Source organism: Janthinobacterium lividum, assembly GCF_011601275.1.
Taxonomy (GTDB): Bacteria; Pseudomonadota; Gammaproteobacteria; order Burkholderiales; family Burkholderiaceae_D; genus Janthinobacterium; species Janthinobacterium lividum_E.
Window position 1 is genome coordinate 1 of record NZ_JAAOLY010000012.1, and the last position, 16657, is coordinate 16657.

Annotated in this window: 20 protein-coding genes; 13 read left to right on the top strand and 7 right to left on the bottom strand. The window is 60.0% G+C overall.

Going from position 1 to position 16657, the window contains the following annotated elements:
- Nucleotides 1-171: 171 nt before the first annotated feature.
- On the bottom strand, nucleotides 172-798 hold the full coding sequence (locus GYK42_RS18165; RefSeq protein WP_166448634.1) for a tyrosine-type recombinase/integrase: 627 nt from the start codon (nucleotides 796-798) through the stop codon (nucleotides 172-174).
- A 186-nt stretch (nucleotides 799-984) separates the two neighbouring features.
- On the opposite strand from GYK42_RS18165, the gene GYK42_RS18170 reads away from it, so the two are divergent.
- The 6 genes from GYK42_RS18170 (at nucleotide 985) to GYK42_RS18195 (ending at nucleotide 3599) form a co-directional block, all read left to right on the top strand.
- Entirely contained in the window at nucleotides 985-1248 is a 264-nt protein-coding gene (locus tag GYK42_RS18170) for a hypothetical protein (protein ID WP_166448635.1), read from the top strand.
- Nucleotides 1249-1297: 49 nt separating this feature from the next.
- Nucleotides 1298-1624: a DUF6984 family protein gene (locus tag GYK42_RS18175; RefSeq protein WP_166448636.1), complete on the top strand. Its 327-nt coding sequence runs from the start codon at nucleotides 1298-1300 to the stop codon at nucleotides 1622-1624.
- Nucleotides 1625-1627: 3 nt separating this feature from the next.
- Nucleotides 1628-2182, top strand: a complete 555-nt coding sequence (locus tag GYK42_RS18180; protein ID WP_166448637.1) for a hypothetical protein — start codon at nucleotides 1628-1630, stop codon at nucleotides 2180-2182.
- A gap of 44 nt (nucleotides 2183-2226) precedes the next feature.
- Nucleotides 2227-2469 (top strand): hypothetical protein, encoded by a 243-nt coding sequence (locus GYK42_RS18185; RefSeq protein WP_166448638.1) that lies wholly within the window; start codon nucleotides 2227-2229, stop codon nucleotides 2467-2469.
- A gap of 125 nt (nucleotides 2470-2594) precedes the next feature.
- Nucleotides 2595-2993 carry a hypothetical protein gene (locus tag GYK42_RS18190; RefSeq protein ID WP_166448639.1) on the top strand — a complete coding sequence of 133 codons (399 nt, stop codon included), beginning with the start codon at nucleotides 2595-2597 and terminating at the stop codon, nucleotides 2991-2993.
- A 192-nt stretch (nucleotides 2994-3185) separates the two neighbouring features.
- The gene (locus GYK42_RS18195; protein ID WP_166448640.1) at nucleotides 3186-3599 is read left to right on the top strand and encodes a GFA family protein; all 414 of its coding nucleotides are present in this window, start codon (nucleotides 3186-3188) and stop codon (nucleotides 3597-3599) included.
- A 134-nt stretch (nucleotides 3600-3733) separates the two neighbouring features.
- Here the strand turns inward: GYK42_RS18195 and GYK42_RS18200 are convergent, their stop codons facing one another.
- On the bottom strand, nucleotides 3734-4657 hold the full coding sequence (locus GYK42_RS18200) for a LysR family transcriptional regulator (protein ID WP_166448641.1): 924 nt from the start codon (nucleotides 4655-4657) through the stop codon (nucleotides 3734-3736).
- Nucleotides 4658-4787: 130 nt separating this feature from the next.
- Here GYK42_RS18200 and GYK42_RS18205 point away from each other — a divergent pair, with 130 nt between their 5' ends.
- Entirely contained in the window at nucleotides 4788-5963 is a 1176-nt protein-coding gene (locus tag GYK42_RS18205; RefSeq protein WP_240943656.1) for an agmatine deiminase family protein, read from the top strand.
- Nucleotides 5964-5975: 12 nt separating this feature from the next.
- Nucleotides 5976-7067 carry an agmatine deiminase family protein gene (locus tag GYK42_RS18210; RefSeq protein ID WP_166448642.1) on the top strand — a complete coding sequence of 364 codons (1092 nt, stop codon included), beginning with the start codon at nucleotides 5976-5978 and terminating at the stop codon, nucleotides 7065-7067.
- A 282-nt stretch (nucleotides 7068-7349) separates the two neighbouring features.
- Here the strand turns inward: GYK42_RS18210 and GYK42_RS18215 are convergent, their stop codons facing one another.
- On the bottom strand, nucleotides 7350-8291 hold the full coding sequence (locus GYK42_RS18215; RefSeq protein ID WP_166448643.1) for a LysR family transcriptional regulator: 942 nt from the start codon (nucleotides 8289-8291) through the stop codon (nucleotides 7350-7352).
- 137 nt (nucleotides 8292-8428) lie between these two features.
- Between GYK42_RS18215 and GYK42_RS18220 the strand changes: the two genes are divergently transcribed.
- Nucleotides 8429-9655 carry an FAD-dependent monooxygenase gene (locus tag GYK42_RS18220; protein ID WP_166448644.1) on the top strand — a complete coding sequence of 409 codons (1227 nt, stop codon included), beginning with the start codon at nucleotides 8429-8431 and terminating at the stop codon, nucleotides 9653-9655.
- 254 nt (nucleotides 9656-9909) lie between these two features.
- Here the strand turns inward: GYK42_RS18220 and GYK42_RS18225 are convergent, their stop codons facing one another.
- A complete protein-coding gene (locus GYK42_RS18225) occupies nucleotides 9910-10929 on the bottom strand; it encodes a tyrosine-type recombinase/integrase (protein WP_166448645.1) in 1020 nt (339 codons plus the stop codon).
- Between the two features lie 223 nt (nucleotides 10930-11152).
- Between GYK42_RS18225 and GYK42_RS18230 the strand changes: the two genes are divergently transcribed.
- Together GYK42_RS18230 and GYK42_RS18235 are read left to right on the top strand one after the other, a co-directional pair.
- Nucleotides 11153-12169, top strand: coding sequence for a DNA-binding protein (locus GYK42_RS18230; RefSeq protein WP_166448646.1), 1017 nt, complete (start codon nucleotides 11153-11155; stop codon nucleotides 12167-12169).
- Nucleotides 12170-12293: 124 nt separating this feature from the next.
- Complete coding sequence (locus tag GYK42_RS18235) at nucleotides 12294-12437, top strand: hypothetical protein (protein WP_166448647.1); 144 nt, start codon at nucleotides 12294-12296, stop codon at nucleotides 12435-12437.
- 10 nt (nucleotides 12438-12447) lie between these two features.
- Here the strand turns inward: GYK42_RS18235 and GYK42_RS18240 are convergent, their stop codons facing one another.
- From GYK42_RS18240 to GYK42_RS18250, 3 genes are read right to left on the bottom strand one after another with little or no spacing between them, the layout of a single operon-like run.
- Nucleotides 12448-12999 (bottom strand): hypothetical protein, encoded by a 552-nt coding sequence (locus GYK42_RS18240; protein WP_166448648.1) that lies wholly within the window; start codon nucleotides 12997-12999, stop codon nucleotides 12448-12450.
- On the bottom strand, nucleotides 12996-13430 hold the full coding sequence (locus tag GYK42_RS18245) for a DUF1801 domain-containing protein (protein WP_166448649.1): 435 nt from the start codon (nucleotides 13428-13430) through the stop codon (nucleotides 12996-12998). Before GYK42_RS18245 ends, GYK42_RS18240 begins: the two co-directional genes overlap by 4 nt.
- 28 nt (nucleotides 13431-13458) lie before the next feature.
- A complete protein-coding gene (locus GYK42_RS18250; RefSeq protein ID WP_166448650.1) occupies nucleotides 13459-14067 on the bottom strand; it encodes a hypothetical protein in 609 nt (202 codons plus the stop codon).
- A gap of 191 nt (nucleotides 14068-14258) precedes the next feature.
- Between GYK42_RS18250 and GYK42_RS18255 the strand changes: the two genes are divergently transcribed.
- Nucleotides 14259-15170 carry a VirK/YbjX family protein gene (locus tag GYK42_RS18255; protein ID WP_166448651.1) on the top strand — a complete coding sequence of 304 codons (912 nt, stop codon included), beginning with the start codon at nucleotides 14259-14261 and terminating at the stop codon, nucleotides 15168-15170.
- Nucleotides 15171-15303: 133 nt separating this feature from the next.
- Nucleotides 15304-16656 carry a serine hydrolase gene (locus GYK42_RS18260; protein ID WP_166448652.1) on the top strand — a complete coding sequence of 451 codons (1353 nt, stop codon included), beginning with the start codon at nucleotides 15304-15306 and terminating at the stop codon, nucleotides 16654-16656.
- Nucleotide 16657 lies beyond the last annotated feature (1 nt).

A 16657-nucleotide genomic window follows, 5' to 3' on the forward strand; every position in this document is an offset into this window, starting at 1 on the left:
TACTGGCTGCCGGCTTCGCTGACCATGCGCACAGCGCGCTCGATGACTTCGGGGGAATACTTCGGTTGCTTTTTCATAGCTCCATTTTCTCAAAGAATGGAGCCTCTACAAAACCCGGGGCGATTCAAATCTATGTCTGCTTCGGGGCGACTGCTGGCGTCGCCCTTGTTCTCAAGCATCGGTTTGCTCGGCCATTTCTAGCGCATCCTCAACCTCAATGCCAAGATAACGCACCGTACTTTCCAAGCGCGTGTGGCCCAGCAATAGCTGTACCGCCCGCAAATTTTTTGTGCGACGGTAGATGAGGGTTGGCTTCGTCCGGCGCATCGTGTGTGTGCTGTATGCCGTCGGGTCTAATCCGATTTCGTCGAACCATTGGTGAACTATGCGCGCGTACTGCCTGGTCGAAATATGCGGCGATTCGGAAATCCGACTGGGGAATAGAAAGTCGCCGTGCCGCAAAGCTGCGGCCGCAATCCAGTCCCCAAGGCTCTTCCTGGTCCCTGCGGTAAGTTCGAATTGGACAGGTCGCTTCGTTTTCTGCTGCATCACAATGGCCCTCGCTGCTATATGCCCTCCCTGACATACATCATTGACACGCAACTGGACCAAGTCGCAGCCACGCAATTTGCTATCGATGGCCAAGTTGAAGAGCGCCAAGTCGCGCACTCTCCGGTAGATTTCCAGGCGGACGCGAATTGCCCAGATTTCGCTTACGCGTAGCGGTGCTTTTTGCCCGACTAATTTGCCCTTGTTCCATGGTGTAGGTTGACCAAAAAATTGTGCTTGATATTCCATGATAGACCTCCTGAATGGAACTCTACTATGCGTCTAAAGAGCATCGGCGGCGTGAGGAAGGTGATGTGGAAATTTACTAGATTTTCATTTGGACAACATGGTATCGTTGCTTACAGGCGGGATACGGCAAACAGTGGACGGTCAAGCAGGTAAGCTTGTGTACTTATAATAGTGAAATCGTGGAATATGAAGAATCGAGTACGATTTGTGGCCGCAGGAAATGCGCTTGCCCCAGCATTGAGCATCTTGCGCAAGATCGGCTATACCGTGACGCGGGAAACATCCGGCGAGCGACAGTATCGAGCGGAAAATGAAACGTGCGTTTTTTACGCGGGGGATCCGCTCACGCTACTCGGCTTGGTCAAGATTTACGAAGTGCGGGGTCCTGATTGGCAACCAAGTGATGAGGAAGTTCGGCGGTTGCTATTACTTGAGAATGACAACGAATAGTAGTCTCCAATCGGCCAAGAGCGGCCGCTGAATATTTCTACGTGATGCTATGAGACTAATTTATCCACATGAACTGCCGGTTATCGATTTCTTGTTTCGCGCTTCAGGACGCTTGGAAAATCCAGCTGAGCTGTTGGTCAGTTCGATGGATGACGGCGGAATGGGGTCTTTGAAATTTGCTTCCGAAGCTAATGCCAGGCGATATGGTGCAACTATTGCTGCATGTGAATTTGAAGATACTGACGGCGTCTTGGTTTCGGCGATTCTGAACCTCGACGAAAGTGGTTTGCCGTTCGAAGTCGACGTTTGGAAGGTCGATTTTACTCCGGTGCTAACCTGGCCGGAGCCTATGGCCATCAGAGCTTCGGATAGTTGAGTATTGGCTGAAACCTACCAAGGACGGCAACCGGCCAAAAGCAGACCGACGTACTACCCGGAATTTAGTGAGAAAGACTTAATGAGCGAACGCGCCTTTATGGTTCCAGTCGAACGGTATGACCTCTCGGCACTTTTGTCGGAATGGACCTGGCTGGTCCCCGAGCGGGATACTCCTCTTTTCCTGACAGTAATGGCCGACTGGGTATTTGGCTCCCCTGATGGAGCAATCTGGCGACTGTCTGCGCTGGAGGGGGATTACGTGCAAATTGCCAAAAATGCCGAGCAATACAATTGTATGAAAAGGTCGGAGGAATGGCTGAGCGAAGAGTTTTGCGCCGACTGGCAACCTATTGCCGCTGGAAGTAACTTACTGCCAGACGAGGCCGAATGCTTAGGTTGGAGAGTGCATCCTTACTTGGGCGGCGATATGAAGGTCGGGAACTTGCAGGTATTCTCCATGCTGGTCTACCAAAGCTTGATGGGGCAATTACACCGCCAGCTTAGAGCTCGCCCAGCCACAGCCCCTGCGAAGAAGCCTAGCTGGAAATTTTGGTGACTGATTCCGGCCAACTGCGGACGTTCGATTTAAAGGAGAAATGCATGGATGAGTCCACCCAATTTAGCTTGTTACTGTCGAAATTGCATGAGGCGTTGTCTAGCGAAGTTTTTCGAGCATGCGAAAGCTTGAATGGACATGGCGAATGGGAGATGGCTTTGGATCATTGTGTCTACCATCTGGCTAAAGTGCCACTTGCTACAAAGATGGAACTGATGGCTTGCGCTCAGGGCTTTGGATCATCGGGGGCTGTGTTGGCGGAGATTGAAAAGCTTCCATGCAGCTAGCCCATAGTTGTTTTCTCGGACGTCCGCTTTGGGGCGGAACCCGGCAGCGACGGCAACCGGCCAGGAGCGGTCATCGGCCAGTGCCAAACCGGAGATATGGACATTAGCAACAATCGGAGGCTTACTTGGAAATTACATTTAGAAAGCCTAACTCCAAAAAGACCGTGCTCCAACGGCTGGTCATCGTTATCCTCTACTATGCTTTCTGTTTGCCTGGAATGTATCTCATGATCGTGGGTCTCGCGACGGGTGGTGTTCCTATAGTTATGAAATTAATTTGGATTGGCGCTTGGGTGGCACATATCGTAATGGGCATTCAATGGGTACGTAATGTGCGACTTTCTCCACTTTGGCCGATAGCGGGCGTGGGCGCTGGAGTAGCGAGTTTTCTTGTGATTATAATTTTACCGATTGCGATGTTTATCCAGTTACTTCTCGTACTGCCAGGCGTTTTGCTCGCGTGTAAGCTTGTGGCGTTTCATTGGGCAGCCCCCCCTTTAGCTATTACATTGCGGAATGAATAATGCTTTGCAACGAGAACTAAATGCTATCGGAAGATAGTCAACCGACTCTACTACACGAAGATTAGTTGTTTTTTGCACCGCTGGTTGAGTCGAACGCTGCCGTACACGCGGCGGCAGAAACCGGCCAGAAGCGGCCGTTTGGGCGTTGATTGCCGTATATGCAACTCTCTGATAGAGTCGATGTGACCCAAAATGAATGGAGCGCAAGTGAAGACTTATCATGGCAGTTGTCATTGCGGTGTGGTGCGATTTGAAGCTGACATCGACCTAAGCCAAGGAACCATCCGGTGCAATTGCTCTATTTGCTCAAAGGTACGGTTCTGGCCCGCGATAGTGAAACCTGCTTCTTTCCGATTGCTGTCCGGCGAAGCGGAACTCACTAAATATCAATTTTTGACGAAGACCGACCAGCACCTCTTTTGCAAACATTGCGGGGTACGCTCCTTTGGAATTGGGCGCTCGCCTCGCTGGGGCGAGTTCTATGCGGTCAATCTAACGTGTTTGGACGACGTCACTCCGGAAGAACTCGTGAATGCGCCTATCACGTATTTGGACGGTAAGAACGACAACTGGGAAACACCGCCAGAAGAAGTGCGTCATCTTTAGCTAGCGCACAGCTGCAGCCGGCCAAAAGCGGCCATTGATCTCTGCGCAAGCGCGACGGACGCATTGGTTAGAAAGGCCGAGCTTTTGGCAAAATGGCTACAGCGGCCGATATCCACCCAGAGCGAACGGAGGATTTACTCAGCCCTGACTGCAAATATCCCTTGGCATTCAAGTTCCGAGGCCTGAGCGCGCAGCCAATCAAATACCTGCAAGACAATGTCCGAACGCGCAGGTGCAGCCACGCCTGACAGCCACCAGGTAGTGCCAGGCACGCGCGGGTATCCTGGCAGGACCTGCAATTGGCCACGTGCCAAGCTGGCGTCCACCAGGATGCGCGGCAGGCAGGCAACGCCGCGTCCATCCAGGGTTGCATCCAGCAACAAGCGCGCATCGTCATAGATGGCGCGCTTGCGAAAGCGCGCCAGCGGCCCCAGGAACAACGGTGCCGTGGCGTCGCCCGTCAGACTTTCTTCCAAGCAAACTAGGTCCGCATGCAGATGATGCTGTTCTTGGGGCACGCCGGACAGCCGCCCCGCCAGTTCGCTGTTGGCAACCAACATCCATTCATCGTGAAGCAGCGGAATTTCCAGCAAGTCCGGCTGCAGGATAGGTCGGTCGCCGATGGCGATATCGACGTCAATTTCATCGACGAAGCGGGCGCTCTCATCCACCGACAGCAGCAGACACAGCCCGGGTAACTGCGCTTCGAGCGCACGCAAGCGGGGCTGCAGCCAGCCGTGCAACAGGACCGCCGGGCACACGAGCACCACCAGTCCCGGATCGAGGTAGGTGGCAATGCGCCCCAGGCCGCTGCGGAGAACGGTCATCGAGCGCTGCACACTGCGCAGCAGCACTTCGCCGGCTACCGTCAGTTCCACGCCGCGTCCCGCGCGGCGGAACAGCGGCTGCTTGATCTGTTCTTCCAGCAGTTGCACCTGGTGGCTGATGGCTGACTGCGTTACGTGCAGCTCGTCGGCCGCACGCGAGAAATTGCCATGGCGCGCCGCCGCCTCGAAGCCCATTAACAATTTCAGAGAAGGAATACGATGGTCATACATATGAGAAAACCTAATCAATTAGTGCAAATCATATCATTTGTTTTCATGCTTTAGACCGAAGACAATGCTCTCCATCCCGGCGCCCGGCTGTAGCGCGCGGTAATATTGTTAATAAATAAAAGGATGGATAATGAATACACGTCGATATTTCTTGCGCCATTGCATGGTGGGCGGCAGCGCGCTGGCCATGGGCGGCCTAATGGCCGCTTGCGGCGGTGACGCCGAAGGCGGGGCGCAAACCGGCAAGGTGATGCCGCCCGTGAACAGCGGTAGTGGCGGCAACAATACTGGCGCGAAGGACGCCAGCGGTTGGCGCATGCCCGACGAAGCGGAAGCCCACAAGGCCACATGGATGGCGTATGGCGCCTCGAGCGCCATCTGGGGGCGCGCGCAAGTACCACAGGTGCAGTTGGCGCTGGTGCGCATCGCCAATGCCATCGCCGCCCACGAACCCGTCAACATGCTGGTGCGCCCGGCTGAGCTGGCCAGCGCGCGGCAGTTGCTCGATGCGCGCGTGAACCTGGTTCCCGCCGAGATGGACGATTTATGGATGCGCGACACGGGGCCCATCTTCGTGCGCAAGCCGAATGGCGAGCGGGCCGGCGTGAAGTTCAACTTCAATGGCTGGGGCAACAGGCAGCAGTTCGGCCAGGATGGCCAGGTGGCCGACGTGGTCGCCGCCCAGGCCCAGGTGCCGCTGCTGAGCACGCGCCTGGTGCTGGAAGGGGGCGCGCTGGAAGTCGATGGCAAGGGCACGGCCATCATCACGGAAAGTTGTGTTCTGAATACGAACCGCAACCCGGGCTGGAGCAAGGTCGACTGCGAAGCGGAACTGCTGCGCCTGCTGGGCATCCGCAAGGTGATCTGGCTGCCGGGCATCAAGAACAAGGACATCACGGATGCCCACACGGACTTTTACGCCCGTTTTGTGCGCGCCGGCGTGGTGGCAGCGCACCGCGAGATGGACCCGGAATCGTACGACTACGCGCTGACGCGGCGCCACCTGGAGATCTTGCGCGGCGCCACTGATGCGGATGGCCAGCCCCTGCAAATCGTCGTCATCGATGGTCCCGAGAAAATTCGGCCTGGAAACAACCCGAATACCTTCGCCGCCGGCTATATCAATTACTATGCCACCAGCGGCGCCATTTTCTTGCCGGAATTTGGCGATGCGCAAGCCGATGCAAATGCCAAGGCGCAGTATGCGCAGCTGTATCCGGGCCGCGCCATCGTCCAGATCAATATTGACCCCATCGCGGCCGGTGGCGGCGGCATCCACTGCACCACGCAACAGGAAATTGCATAAAAGGAGAGCAGCATGCAACGACGACATTTCCTCTCGGGCGCCATGGGCCTGGCGGCCGGCGCCGCCGCAGGTTGGCCCGCATTGCCAGCATGGGCTGCCAGCGCTGGCTGGCGCATGCCCGATGAAGGCGAGCGCCACGCGGCGACCTGGATGGCTTTCGGCGCCAATGACGAGGTATGGGGCAAGCGGCTGAAAACGGGCGCGCAGGCGAACCTCGCGCGTATCGCGCAAGCCATCGCCAGCTTTGAGCCCGTGCACATGCTGGTCAACGAGGAAGATTACGACGTGGCGGCGCGCCTGTGCGGCAGCAAGGTCAGCCTGCTGGTGCAGCCCATCGACGACTTGTGGATGCGCGACACAGGCCCCGTCTTTGTCAAAAAGGCAGACGGCGCGTCGGCCGGTGTGAACTTTAATTTCAATGGATGGGGCGAAAAGCAGGACCACGACGACGATGCGCTTGTGGCATCTTTTGTTGCCGGGTGGGCGAGCGTGGCCGTGCTGGAAAGCAGCCTGGTACTCGAAGGGGGGGGCATCGAAGTCGATGGACAGGGCACGGCTATCATCACGGAAAGCTGCGTACTCAACTCCAACCGAAACCCTGGCGTGGGCAAGGCGCAATGTGAACGGGAGCTGCGCACGCTTTTGGGTATCCAGAAAGTGATCTGGCTGCCCGGCATCGCTGGCCAGGACATCACCGATGGCCACACGGATTTCTATGCCCGATTTTGCTCACCTGGTGTCGTCGCGGCTGGCTTTGAAAGCGACCCGTCCTCGCCCGAGCGCGCCGTCACCCAGCGCCACCTCGACATCCTGCGCAAGGCCACGGATTCCCGTGGTCGCCCACTGCAGGTCGTGGTCCTGCCGGGCCCGGGGCAGGTCCGTCCGCAATATGAAAACAAGGATTTTGCAGCCGGTTACATCAATTTCTATATCTGCAACGGCGCCGTGCTGTGCCCGGAATTTGGCGATGCCGCAACCGACCGCAACACCAAGGCCATCCTGCGCGAACACTTCCCAGGGCGCGAAATCGTGCAACTCAATATCGACGCCATCGCGGCTGGTGGCGGTGGCATCCACTGCACCACGCAGCAGCAACCGTTCTGAGTTTGGCAATAAAAATAATGTCATTGTAGCTATGAATTCGCGGGCTACGAGGATCATCATGATTTGCTTTTAAATAGTAATCAATCACCACTAGTTTAGATTTTTTCAAACCATGCCAAAACGGAGGGCCAGGACTACCTTACGAGAGCGTATTAATGTCCGCTATGGGGCGGTACCTGCCAACGATGGCAACCGGCCAAAAGCTGAAATTGAGAAAGTCATACCGAGCGACTTCTTCTGCTCCGAAGAACTCCACTTTGAGTCCAGTGCACTACCTCGATCCTAGACCGTTCCACAGGTTATGGGGGCCACGGGAGGGTTAACCGATCCAGCCAACCGCACTTGTATCAATTCCAGCAGCGCCCGCACACGCGCGGTCACGGAATGGCGATGGCTATATGCCCCCAGCAATTTCAGCGGCGCGGGACACAGGTCCAGTGGTACCTCCTGCAATCGGCCCGTAGCAAGATCTTCCTGGCAGGGATAGGCCGCCACAATCGCGAAGCCGATGCCTTGCCGTGCGCCTGCCACTGCCAGTTCTCCGCTGTTGACGCGGTAACGGCTGCGGACCGGCACCTTGACGATTTCTCCCGCAGCGTTCTGAAATTGCCAGGGCTGACCTTTCAGCGCACTGAGGGTGGTGATGCAGGGTAGAGATTTCAGTTCGCGCACATGGCGTGGCATGCCGGTCTTGGCTAACAAGGTGGGGGCGGCAACCACGATGCTGGGCAGGGTGGCGAGTTCGCGGGTGATGAAAGTACTGTCCTCCTGATGGCCCCGGTGGAAGACGATTGAAAGATCGACGTCCTCTCGAAGTACCTCAAGTCCGGTCATCCGGGTATCGCATTCAAGCTCGATGCCTGGATGGAGGCTACAGAATTCGGCCAGGATAGGAGCTAGCAGCCTTGGCGCTTCGCCTGGCATGCACATCCTTAGAGGGCCACGCAGCTCACGCTGTACTGTGCCAAGCTCTTCCTCGGTGGACAGCAAGGCGTCGAGCAAGGGTTTTGCGCGTTCGTAGAGTAGCCTGCCAGCTTCCGTCATGCGCAGGTGGCGGGTGCTGCGTTCCAGCAGGCGGACGCCCAGCATGCGTTCCAGCGAGGCGACGTGGCGGCTAACGTTAGAAGATGGCAGGGTCAGCAGGCGTGCCGCGCCGGCAAAGCTTTGTTCATCGACGACCGCCACGTAGACACGGACTGTATTGAGGTCGAGGGCATTGCGCATTATTATCCCGATTAAGGTATGAAAGCTCACCATTTTTACATACTAGTACTCCACAGTGCTGGAATTTAATATGCCATCTCGTCCGATGGATCGCCGTCGGCGGCACGTCGGGACGGATTGAATAGGAGAGCTTTAGCATGGAAATCGGAATACTTGGCGGCGGCATTGCAGGGTTGAGCGTGGCGCTTGCCTTGAGCAAGCAGGGGTACAGTCCCCGGGTATATGAGCGCCGGGCGGGGCCGGCAACCATGGGGGCTGGCGTGACGCTCTGGCCCAATGCCAGCTTTGTGCTGGAAGAACTGGGACTGCTGCAAGACATTGAGGCTATTGGCGGTAGACCGCTGACAATGCGGCGCCAGGATGCTGCTGGAAATGCACTGGGGGGCCTCGATATTGGTTTGCTGGACCGGACGATGGGATACCCAACCTACACGGTGCTGCGCAGGCACTTGCAGGAGGTGTTGCTGGATCATGCGGCACGGGCAGGGATTCCGGTGGAGTTCGGGCGCCGCGCGGTGGCCATTGAGCTTGATACTCATGGCAGAGCCGTGGCCCATTTCGAAAGTGGCGCGAGCATCCGCCCGGATCTGCTCATTGGGGCCGACGGCCGCATGGAATCAGTGGCGCGCAAGTTTGTCGCGGGTGACAACACACCAATCTATCAAGGCTTTGTGAATTGGATTGGCGTGGCGCAGGGGCCGCATGCGCTGGTGAGCGATGTTTCGATTCAAGACTTCTGGGGGACGGGCAAGCGCTTCGGTTGCGTGCCGGTCCGGCCGGATCTGGTCTACTGGGCGGCGGCGCAGGCACGGCCATTGCCGGTGGCGGCGTCCGCAGTGGATATGCGTAAGGAAATCGAAGACCTGTTCGCGGAATGGCCTGAGCCTGTCACACGTCTCATCCAGGCGACACCGGCGGATGCCATCCGACTGATTGCCGTGCACGACTTGGAGCCGCTGCACACGTGGAGCCGGGCAAATGTGCTGCTCGTGGGAGATGCGGCGCACGCGCCGTTACCGACGTCGGGGCAAGGAGCCTGCCAGGCGCTTGAGGATGCGTGGCATTTGGCCCGGTGCTTGGATGGTGCAAGTGGAGCCTTGGAAGACATCTTCCAAGCGTTTGCGAGAATTCGCGCTCCCAAAACCACAAGGCTGGCGGAACAGGGCCGGGTCTTCGCACGTGGGTTGTTTGCTACAGATCCCGAAACCTGTCGCATCCGCAACGAGAGGGCCAAGGCATCCGATCCTGTGCGTGACGTGCAGGTCTTGGCTGCTGGATGGAGCCAGGGTCTGCCGATACTTGGTGGCGCAGACAGCCCGTCACTGGAGGTAGGCGGCTTTGACAGCCTGTACCGCATTGAATGATGTGCGCTGGATTCCACGCGGATAGAAAGTCATGTCCCCAGTGACGAAAGCCGAGCGGCCGGCTGAGCTTGACAGGCGCTGGATGCAATTTTTCAGGTTTTATGCAAACGCCTCTTCCCATTCATCCGGTCATCTTGCATGTGGGCATCAGCCGGTAACGTTACATAGCGGACCGTGGCCATCGAAACTCGAACGGCGGCTTTGGGGCGAATGCAGACGCGCTGAAGGTGCCCGGCATGGCGTTGTCGCTCGCCTCATCCCGCCGTCTTCCTCTTCCCCTTCAACAAACTCCCCGCCGCATTTTCTTCGAAACGCCCCGCCTCTTCTATATAGCCATGCACGGTGCCATCGTGGCGCCAGCCACCCTGGCGCTTGATGGACTGGAAGTCGGCGCCGGCCCGGTGCGCGCTGGTGGCCATGCCGCGGCGCAGGCTGTGGCTCGATAGTTCCGGCACGTAATCGAGTTGCGCCAGCCTGGCGCAAGCTTCCAGGATCGTGTTGATGCTGCTCGCGTGCAGTCCCTTTCGTCCTACATGGCCCCACTGGTTGACGGTGCGCAAGAGCGGACCCGTGCGGATGTGCGCCGCTGCCAGCCATGTGCGCAAGGCCGTGGCCGGGCAGCAGACGCCGTCGCCGAACGGGATCGCCTTGACGATGCCCTCCCCCAGTTGATCCGTCTTCGAGCGGGGCAAGGTGATCACCAGGCCCTGCGGCTCCCAGCGCACGTCCTCCACGGTCAATCCCGCCAGTTCGCTGCGCCGGAAACCGCCAAAAAAGCCCAGTTGCAGCAAGGCGCTGTCGCGCAAGGACTTGTTCGTGCCCAGCGCGGCCAGTTTGACGACGATCAGCTCCAGGTCTTCCAATGGCAGCGCCTTGGCCTTCTTCTTTGGCTTGCCGTGCAGGCGGGCGATGCCGGCCAGGGTCTTGCGCACGGTGGGCGTGGACGCGAGGTCGGCAAAGCCCTGATACACATGCCATTGCGACAGGGCCGTCAGGCGCAGGGCCAGGGTGCGGGCGTTCAGGCTGTCCGCATACGCCATCAGGTAGCGGATGACGGTGGACTCGTCGGCAGGCAGCGCCCCGCCCCAGGCCTGGAAGTGGCGGATGGCGGAGCGATAGGTGCGGCGCGTGTTATCCGAGGTGGCGGCGGCTAAAAAGGCCTGATGGCGCGCGGCCAGCTCGGCATCGACGAGGGCGCCGTGTAATGGCGCGGGGGCGATGGCAGTGCTTTTTGGCACGGCGATACGGCGTTTCGGGACAGGCAAATCGGACATGGCGGCGGCGAAATCGGGGTTTTGTACTGGGAGATACGCAGAATAGCATGCAAAGCCCTCCCCATAACACGCGATAAGCTATCTTATCGTGACTTATATTTTTCAAAAAACGATGAAAATTTATATCGTAATATTATCCGATATTACGTATCATGTAATACGTTACTAAATTTCTTTCATAGGTGATTTCATGGCCCGCACTGGCATTCTGTACTCTGATGTTATGAAAGCAGCCCAAATCGTCGCTGCCGATGGGCGCAATCCCACGGTCGACAATGTGCGCGAAGCGCTGGGCAGCACGGGCAGCAAGAGCACCATCGCCCCCCTGCTCAAGCGCTGGAAGGAAGAGTTCCAGGGTGGGGGCGCCGTGAAAACGGAGTCAGGCTTGCCTGCCGAACTGATGGAAGCGATGCGCGGCGTCTATGAAAAGCAGCAGCGCGACGTGGCGCAGCAATTGGAAACGGGCATACAGCAGAACCGCGCCGAACTGGACGCGGCGCTGGACAAGCTGAAGAAGACGGAAAGCGAACGCTTGAAATTGACGGAGGCGCGCGCCGCCCTCACCCAGGAATTGCGCGCCACCCAGCATGCGCTGGCGCACCTGAAGGAAGAGCACCATTTCCGCGCCGTCACACTGGCCACCCTGCACAGCGATAACGCGGGCCTGACGCAGCGCCTGGCCGACCGCGGTGAGGAAATCGCGGCCCTGAACCGCCAGCTGGCGCAGGTGCGCTCGCAGTTCGACCATTACCAGGAAGCGGCCGCGACCCAGCGCAACGAGGAACGGGCGCAGGCGCAGCAAAGGATCAGCCGTCTGGAGCAGGACAATGCGCAGCTGCAGCAGCGTCTGCAAGGCCAGCAGGCGACCCTGGTGCAGCAGGACATGCGTTTGGCGCAGTTGCAGGCCGAACACACGCGCCTGGCTGATGAAGCGGCGGCCGACCGCGATGCGCTGGCCACCGTGCGTCCCGAGCGCGACCAGTTTGAATTTCAATATTTGCAGGCGGCTGCCTCGGCCGACGCCCTGCTGGCCAAGCTGGACACAGCCTTGCTGGCGCTGAACGACGCCAAGGTGGCGCTGGCCGCGCAAGACCGGCAGCTCGACATGCTGGCGGAAAGCGGGCAACTATCGCAGCAGAAAATGGAAGCATTGGCGCAGGAACGCGACGGCTTGCTGCGCGAGAATGCCGGCATGGCGGCGCGCCTGGCGCTGCACGGCAAGGGGAAACGCGATGTTTGAGCCTGTCTACATGGCCTGGGACCATGACGGCCCTCAGGACGAGAATCGCCAGCCTCCAGGCCCTGCCCCATTATTTCGCCTGCCCGATGACGGCAGATGACGAAGCCTACGCGCAGCATTCACCTTGACGCCGATCGGCGCGCCGCTGCTGGCGCTGGCAAGCGCCGGTGCGCCATGCTACCCGGCCGTGTTCCAGGAACTGCCGGGGCAGGAAGCGCTGCCTGACGGCGTGCTGAGCGCTTGCGAAGCGCAGTGGCGCAGGACGTAGCCGGGGGCAACTACAGGCGACGGTTCAGCACGCAGTCGATATCGTGGGTTTTCAGCTCGGCCTGGACCACGCCGTCCCGCAGCCAGTAGCCATCGTCACCCTGTTCCAGCGCCACCATGTCGAGCACTCCCAGGGCTGGCGGGATGGCGCCGGCGAGCAAGGCCGCCGTGTCGTCCCACTCCGCATAGAACAACTTCAGATACCAGCCGTCGTCGTGGGCAAAGGCGAGGAAGCTACCCTGCAAGGCAGGCAGCGGTGCCAATGCGCCACGGTGGTCGAGCATCGCGCCCACGTCTGCATCGCCAGGGGTCGGCGGTGCGCCCCGCCAATCGGCCCAGGCATGGCTGCCGCAGTCGTACAGGTTTTCCTGGGCCAGGGCCGGCAGGTGCTGCCACGCCAAGGTCTGCCAGGGGGCCGGTTTCCTGGCCGTCCCGGCGCTGCCCTTGCGCAGCACGATGCCGCCAGCCTCGCCGAGGGCACCAATACAATCCTTGAATTCGATGCCGGAAGCGACCAGCATGCGCTCGGCCGGGTCGTGCCAGATATACAGATAATGTCTCAAGTCGTCGTCCGTTTTGGTTTTGGCGCCGTATTTGCGGCCACGGCGGCGCGTATCAACGCCTTGAACGCCGCGGCATCGAGATGCTCGCCTTCGTGAATATCGATGGCCCGGCGTGTGTTGCCGTCCAGGCTGGCATTGAACAGGTGGGCCGGATCGGGCAAGGCGGCGCCCTTGGCGAAGGTGAGTTTCACGGCCAGCTGATAGGTTTCGCCCGTGCAAATCATGCCGGCGTGCGACCAGACGGGCACGCCGCGCCATTTGACTTCTTCGACCACGTCCGGGTCAGCCTGGTGGATCAGTGCGCGCACCGTGGCCAGGGTTTTGCCGCGCCAATCCGCCAGCGTGGCGATTTTCGCGTCGATCTGGCGGGCGGGCGATTCGGTGCTTGCCGCTTTTTCGGTGGGCGGCGCGCTTGCAGCGGCTTTTTTCATGGCTCACCCTCCTCCCTGTGCGCTTGCCTTACTGCGCGGGATCGGCCAGGCAGCTGACAAGCGAAGCAATCAATTGTGTACGCAGCGCCTGGTACTGCGCATCCGTGGCAAAGTCGCGCGGGTCGGCTGGCTGGTTCAGCACGTAGGCCGTGGCGACCGTACCGCTGGCAGCGTGCAGCAGCGTGTACAGGCTGATGATGCCTTGCGCCCGCGCGATGCTGGCCTGATTCAATCCTAGCACTTCCACGCCCTGGCGCGCGTCCGTTTCCAGCGGCACCTGATGCGGCGGCTTGCTGCTGGCCGACATCTCCTGCATTTGCGCCAGGATGGTCTCGCGATCGGCGGCAAACTGGCCTTCGGCGCTGCGCTCGATCTTCAGATTCGAGAGGGGCAAGCTGCTCTTGCGGAACAGCATCAGCCGATAGCCATCGGCCGTCGAGACCCGGCGCTCCCCCGCCGCCATCTTGACGACGCGCGTGGTCGCGCTGGCCGGCAAGCGGTCCTGCGTCTTGAATTGGAACTCGCTGCGGTTGATGCATTGCGCCAGCGGCGCCAAAGGATCGGCCGTGCGGTCCTGGGCGTGTGTGGCCTGCGCGGCGAGCAGCATGGGCATGGCAAGCAAATGGCGCAGTTTCATGGGGCGCAATCATTTCATCGGGTCACAGTGCCGTGAGCATAACCGGCCATATTGCCAAAAGGCAAATGTTTAGTTTCCATCCTCTAAATACCCGTGGGAATAGCTTCTTAATATGAAATTCACCTGGCCCGCGTAGCATTCAAATTGGCAAGGCTCTCATTGTGCAGCGCCTGCCATTTCCCGGCAGAACCATGAATGACATCACTTTGACCTTGCACCACGGCGCCGCCGTGCCACGACATTCCGCCAGCGGCCACCGCCTGAAAGCGGCGCTGGGCGCCCTCTTCTTTCCCCGCCAGCGCACGCGCTGGCACGCCTTTCTGGGCAGCATGCCGGGCTTGAACTCGCTGGCGCAGCTGCATCCCTGCCTGCGCTTCAAGATTTACCGGCCGTACGCGTCGCGCCAACTCGGTTGCGCGGATCGCCTGGCCTTGCTGGAAGGACATTACCGCTTCCTGTGGCAAGCGGGTGCGCGATCGCTGGTCGAGCGGGCCGCGCGCGGGGCCGTGGTGCTGGCCGCGCTCGAAGGCAAGGACGGGGCGCTGTACCATTTACAGCTGACGGCCATCCACGACAGCTACCGCGAAGGCGAACTGTGCCTGCGCCTGACGCGCGACGGCCAGCCCCTATACCTGGCCAGTTTTTTGTTCGTGCCGCGCGCCGATGGCGTCTCGCTGCAACTGGGCGCGCTGCAAGGCTTGCGCTCGGAAGCGGGCAAGCTGGCCGTCAAGGAAGCCACGCGGGCCTTGCACGGCTGCCGTCCGAAAAACCTGATGGTGACGGCCTTGCGCGATTTCGGCGATTTTTTTGCCTGTACCAACCTGTTCTTAATCAGCAACGACAACCGCATCGCCCTGAATGCGCGCCGCCGGCGCCATATCGCCGCCGATTACGACCTGGCGTGGCAGGAATTGCACGCCTTGCGTATGCGTGACGGCAATTATCACTTGCCCTGCACGCCCTATCGGCTACCGGACCTGGCTGACGTGGCGTCAAAGAAACGCGCCGATGCGCGCCGGCGCGGTGAATTGCTGCAATCTATGACCAACGGCATGCGCGCGCAGCTGGCGGGTTTGTTGGAAGCGCCGGTGGCTGAAAATTGAGCAGCCGCCAGCCTTGGCATACTGGCAAAAATGACATAAAACTCAGGCAGCCTTCATGTTGCGGCCGTATCCTTCCTCATAAATGCCAGCCACAGGCGCTGGCGGTATACGGCCCACCGTGAACAAGGTTCCCATGACACCCACTTTTACCCTCCTCCCCCTTTGCCTCATCGGCAGCGCCGCCCTGGCCGCGCCCGTCCTGGACGACGCTGTACGCCAGCGCGCCGAGGAACTCACGCGCACAGGCATGCACCCGAGCATCGTCATCGCCGTGATCGACGGCAAGACCAGCGCCGTCTACGGCTTTGGCAGCGTGCATGCAGGCAAGAATAGCAAGCCGGGCGCCGACACTGTCTACCAGATCGGTTCCGTCACCAAGACCATGACGGCCTTGCTGCTGGCCGACGCTGTCGTCGATGGCAAGGTGACACTCGAGGAACCGGTGGCGGCAGTATTGCCTGGGTACACCATGCCTGCCTTTGACGGCAAGCAGATCAGTCTGCTCGACCTGGCCACGCACTATTCTTCGCTGCCGCGCCTGCCCGACAATTTCGCGCCCAAAGACCCCGCCAATCCGTATGCGGACTACACGGAAGCGAAGCAGCGGCAGTTTCTCGCCGCCTACAAGCTGCCCCACGCGCCGGGCACGAAATTTGACTATTCGAACATCGGCTACGCCGTGCTGGGCACAGCCCTGGCCGCACAGGCCGGCACCAGCTACGAAGCGCTGCTGCAAAAGCGCATCGCCGTGCCGCTGGGCATGCGCTCGACGTCGAACAAGCCCACGCACGGCATGCTGGCGCGCCTGGCACCCGGCCACCAGCTTTCGGGCGAAGCGACACCGGCCTGGGACTTGAACGTGGTGGCGCCGGCCGGCGGCGTGTATTCGAGCGCGCGCGACATGGTCGCCTACCTGCAAGCCTACATGTTCAAGCCGCTGCGTCCATATGCGCTGGGCGTCAAACCGCAGCGTTCGCTGGGTGCCGACAGCGAGACGAAAATCGGCCTGGCATGGCTGCTGGAGCAGCGGCAGGGTCAAAGCTACGCCTGGCACAGCGGCCAGACGGGCGGCTACACCAGCTATGCGGCGTTCACGACGGATGGCAAGCGGGGCGTGGTGGTGTTGACGAACGCGGCGCGCGATATCGACGCGCTGGGCTTGTCCGCCTTGCTGCCCGGCACGCCCTTGCCGCCGCTGAAAAAGCCGCTGGCCGCCATCGAATTGCCGCGTGCCGCGCTGGCCGAGTACGTGGGCGAGTATCTGCTGGCCAAGGATTTCACGTTGACGGTGACCTTGGGCAAGCATGGCCTGGAAGCGGCAGGCACGGGCGTCGGCTCAGCCCCCTTGTTTGCCAGCGCGAAAGATCAATTTTTCTTCCGCGCCATCGAGGCGGACCTGGCCTTTACGCGCGATGCCGCGGGCAAGATCGCCGGCGCCGTGCTCACGCAAGGCGGGCAGGACGTGGTGTTGCCGCGCAAGCAGTAAA

What these genes read in the sequence shown, in the direction of transcription:
- GYK42_RS18165 (WP_166448634.1), bottom strand. Translation starts at nt 798, where the DNA reads ATGGAATATCAAGCACAATTTTTTGGTCAACCTACACCATGGAACAAG.
- GYK42_RS18170 (WP_166448635.1), top strand. Translation starts at nt 985, where the DNA reads ATGAAGAATCGAGTACGATTTGTGGCCGCAGGAAATGCGCTTGCCCCA.
- GYK42_RS18175 (WP_166448636.1), top strand. Translation starts at nt 1,298, where the DNA reads ATGAGACTAATTTATCCACATGAACTGCCGGTTATCGATTTCTTGTTT.
- GYK42_RS18185 (WP_166448638.1), top strand. Translation starts at nt 2,227, where the DNA reads ATGGATGAGTCCACCCAATTTAGCTTGTTACTGTCGAAATTGCATGAG.
- GYK42_RS18195 (WP_166448640.1), top strand. Translation starts at nt 3,186, where the DNA reads ATGAATGGAGCGCAAGTGAAGACTTATCATGGCAGTTGTCATTGCGGT.
- GYK42_RS18200 (WP_166448641.1), bottom strand. Translation starts at nt 4,657, where the DNA reads ATGTATGACCATCGTATTCCTTCTCTGAAATTGTTAATGGGCTTCGAG.
- GYK42_RS18205 (WP_240943656.1), top strand. Translation starts at nt 4,788, where the DNA reads ATGAATACACGTCGATATTTCTTGCGCCATTGCATGGTGGGCGGCAGC.
- GYK42_RS18210 (WP_166448642.1), top strand. Translation starts at nt 5,976, where the DNA reads ATGCAACGACGACATTTCCTCTCGGGCGCCATGGGCCTGGCGGCCGGC.
- GYK42_RS18215 (WP_166448643.1), bottom strand. Translation starts at nt 8,291, where the DNA reads ATGCGCAATGCCCTCGACCTCAATACAGTCCGTGTCTACGTGGCGGTC.
- GYK42_RS18220 (WP_166448644.1), top strand. Translation starts at nt 8,429, where the DNA reads ATGGAAATCGGAATACTTGGCGGCGGCATTGCAGGGTTGAGCGTGGCG.
- GYK42_RS18225 (WP_166448645.1), bottom strand. Translation starts at nt 10,929, where the DNA reads ATGTCCGATTTGCCTGTCCCGAAACGCCGTATCGCCGTGCCAAAAAGC.
- GYK42_RS18230 (WP_166448646.1), top strand. Translation starts at nt 11,153, where the DNA reads ATGAAAGCAGCCCAAATCGTCGCTGCCGATGGGCGCAATCCCACGGTC.
- GYK42_RS18245 (WP_166448649.1), bottom strand. Translation starts at nt 13,430, where the DNA reads ATGAAAAAAGCCGCTGCAAGCGCGCCGCCCACCGAAAAAGCGGCAAGC.
- GYK42_RS18250 (WP_166448650.1), bottom strand. Translation starts at nt 14,067, where the DNA reads ATGAAACTGCGCCATTTGCTTGCCATGCCCATGCTGCTCGCCGCGCAG.
- GYK42_RS18255 (WP_166448651.1), top strand. Translation starts at nt 14,259, where the DNA reads ATGAATGACATCACTTTGACCTTGCACCACGGCGCCGCCGTGCCACGA.
- GYK42_RS18260 (WP_166448652.1), top strand. Translation starts at nt 15,304, where the DNA reads ATGACACCCACTTTTACCCTCCTCCCCCTTTGCCTCATCGGCAGCGCC.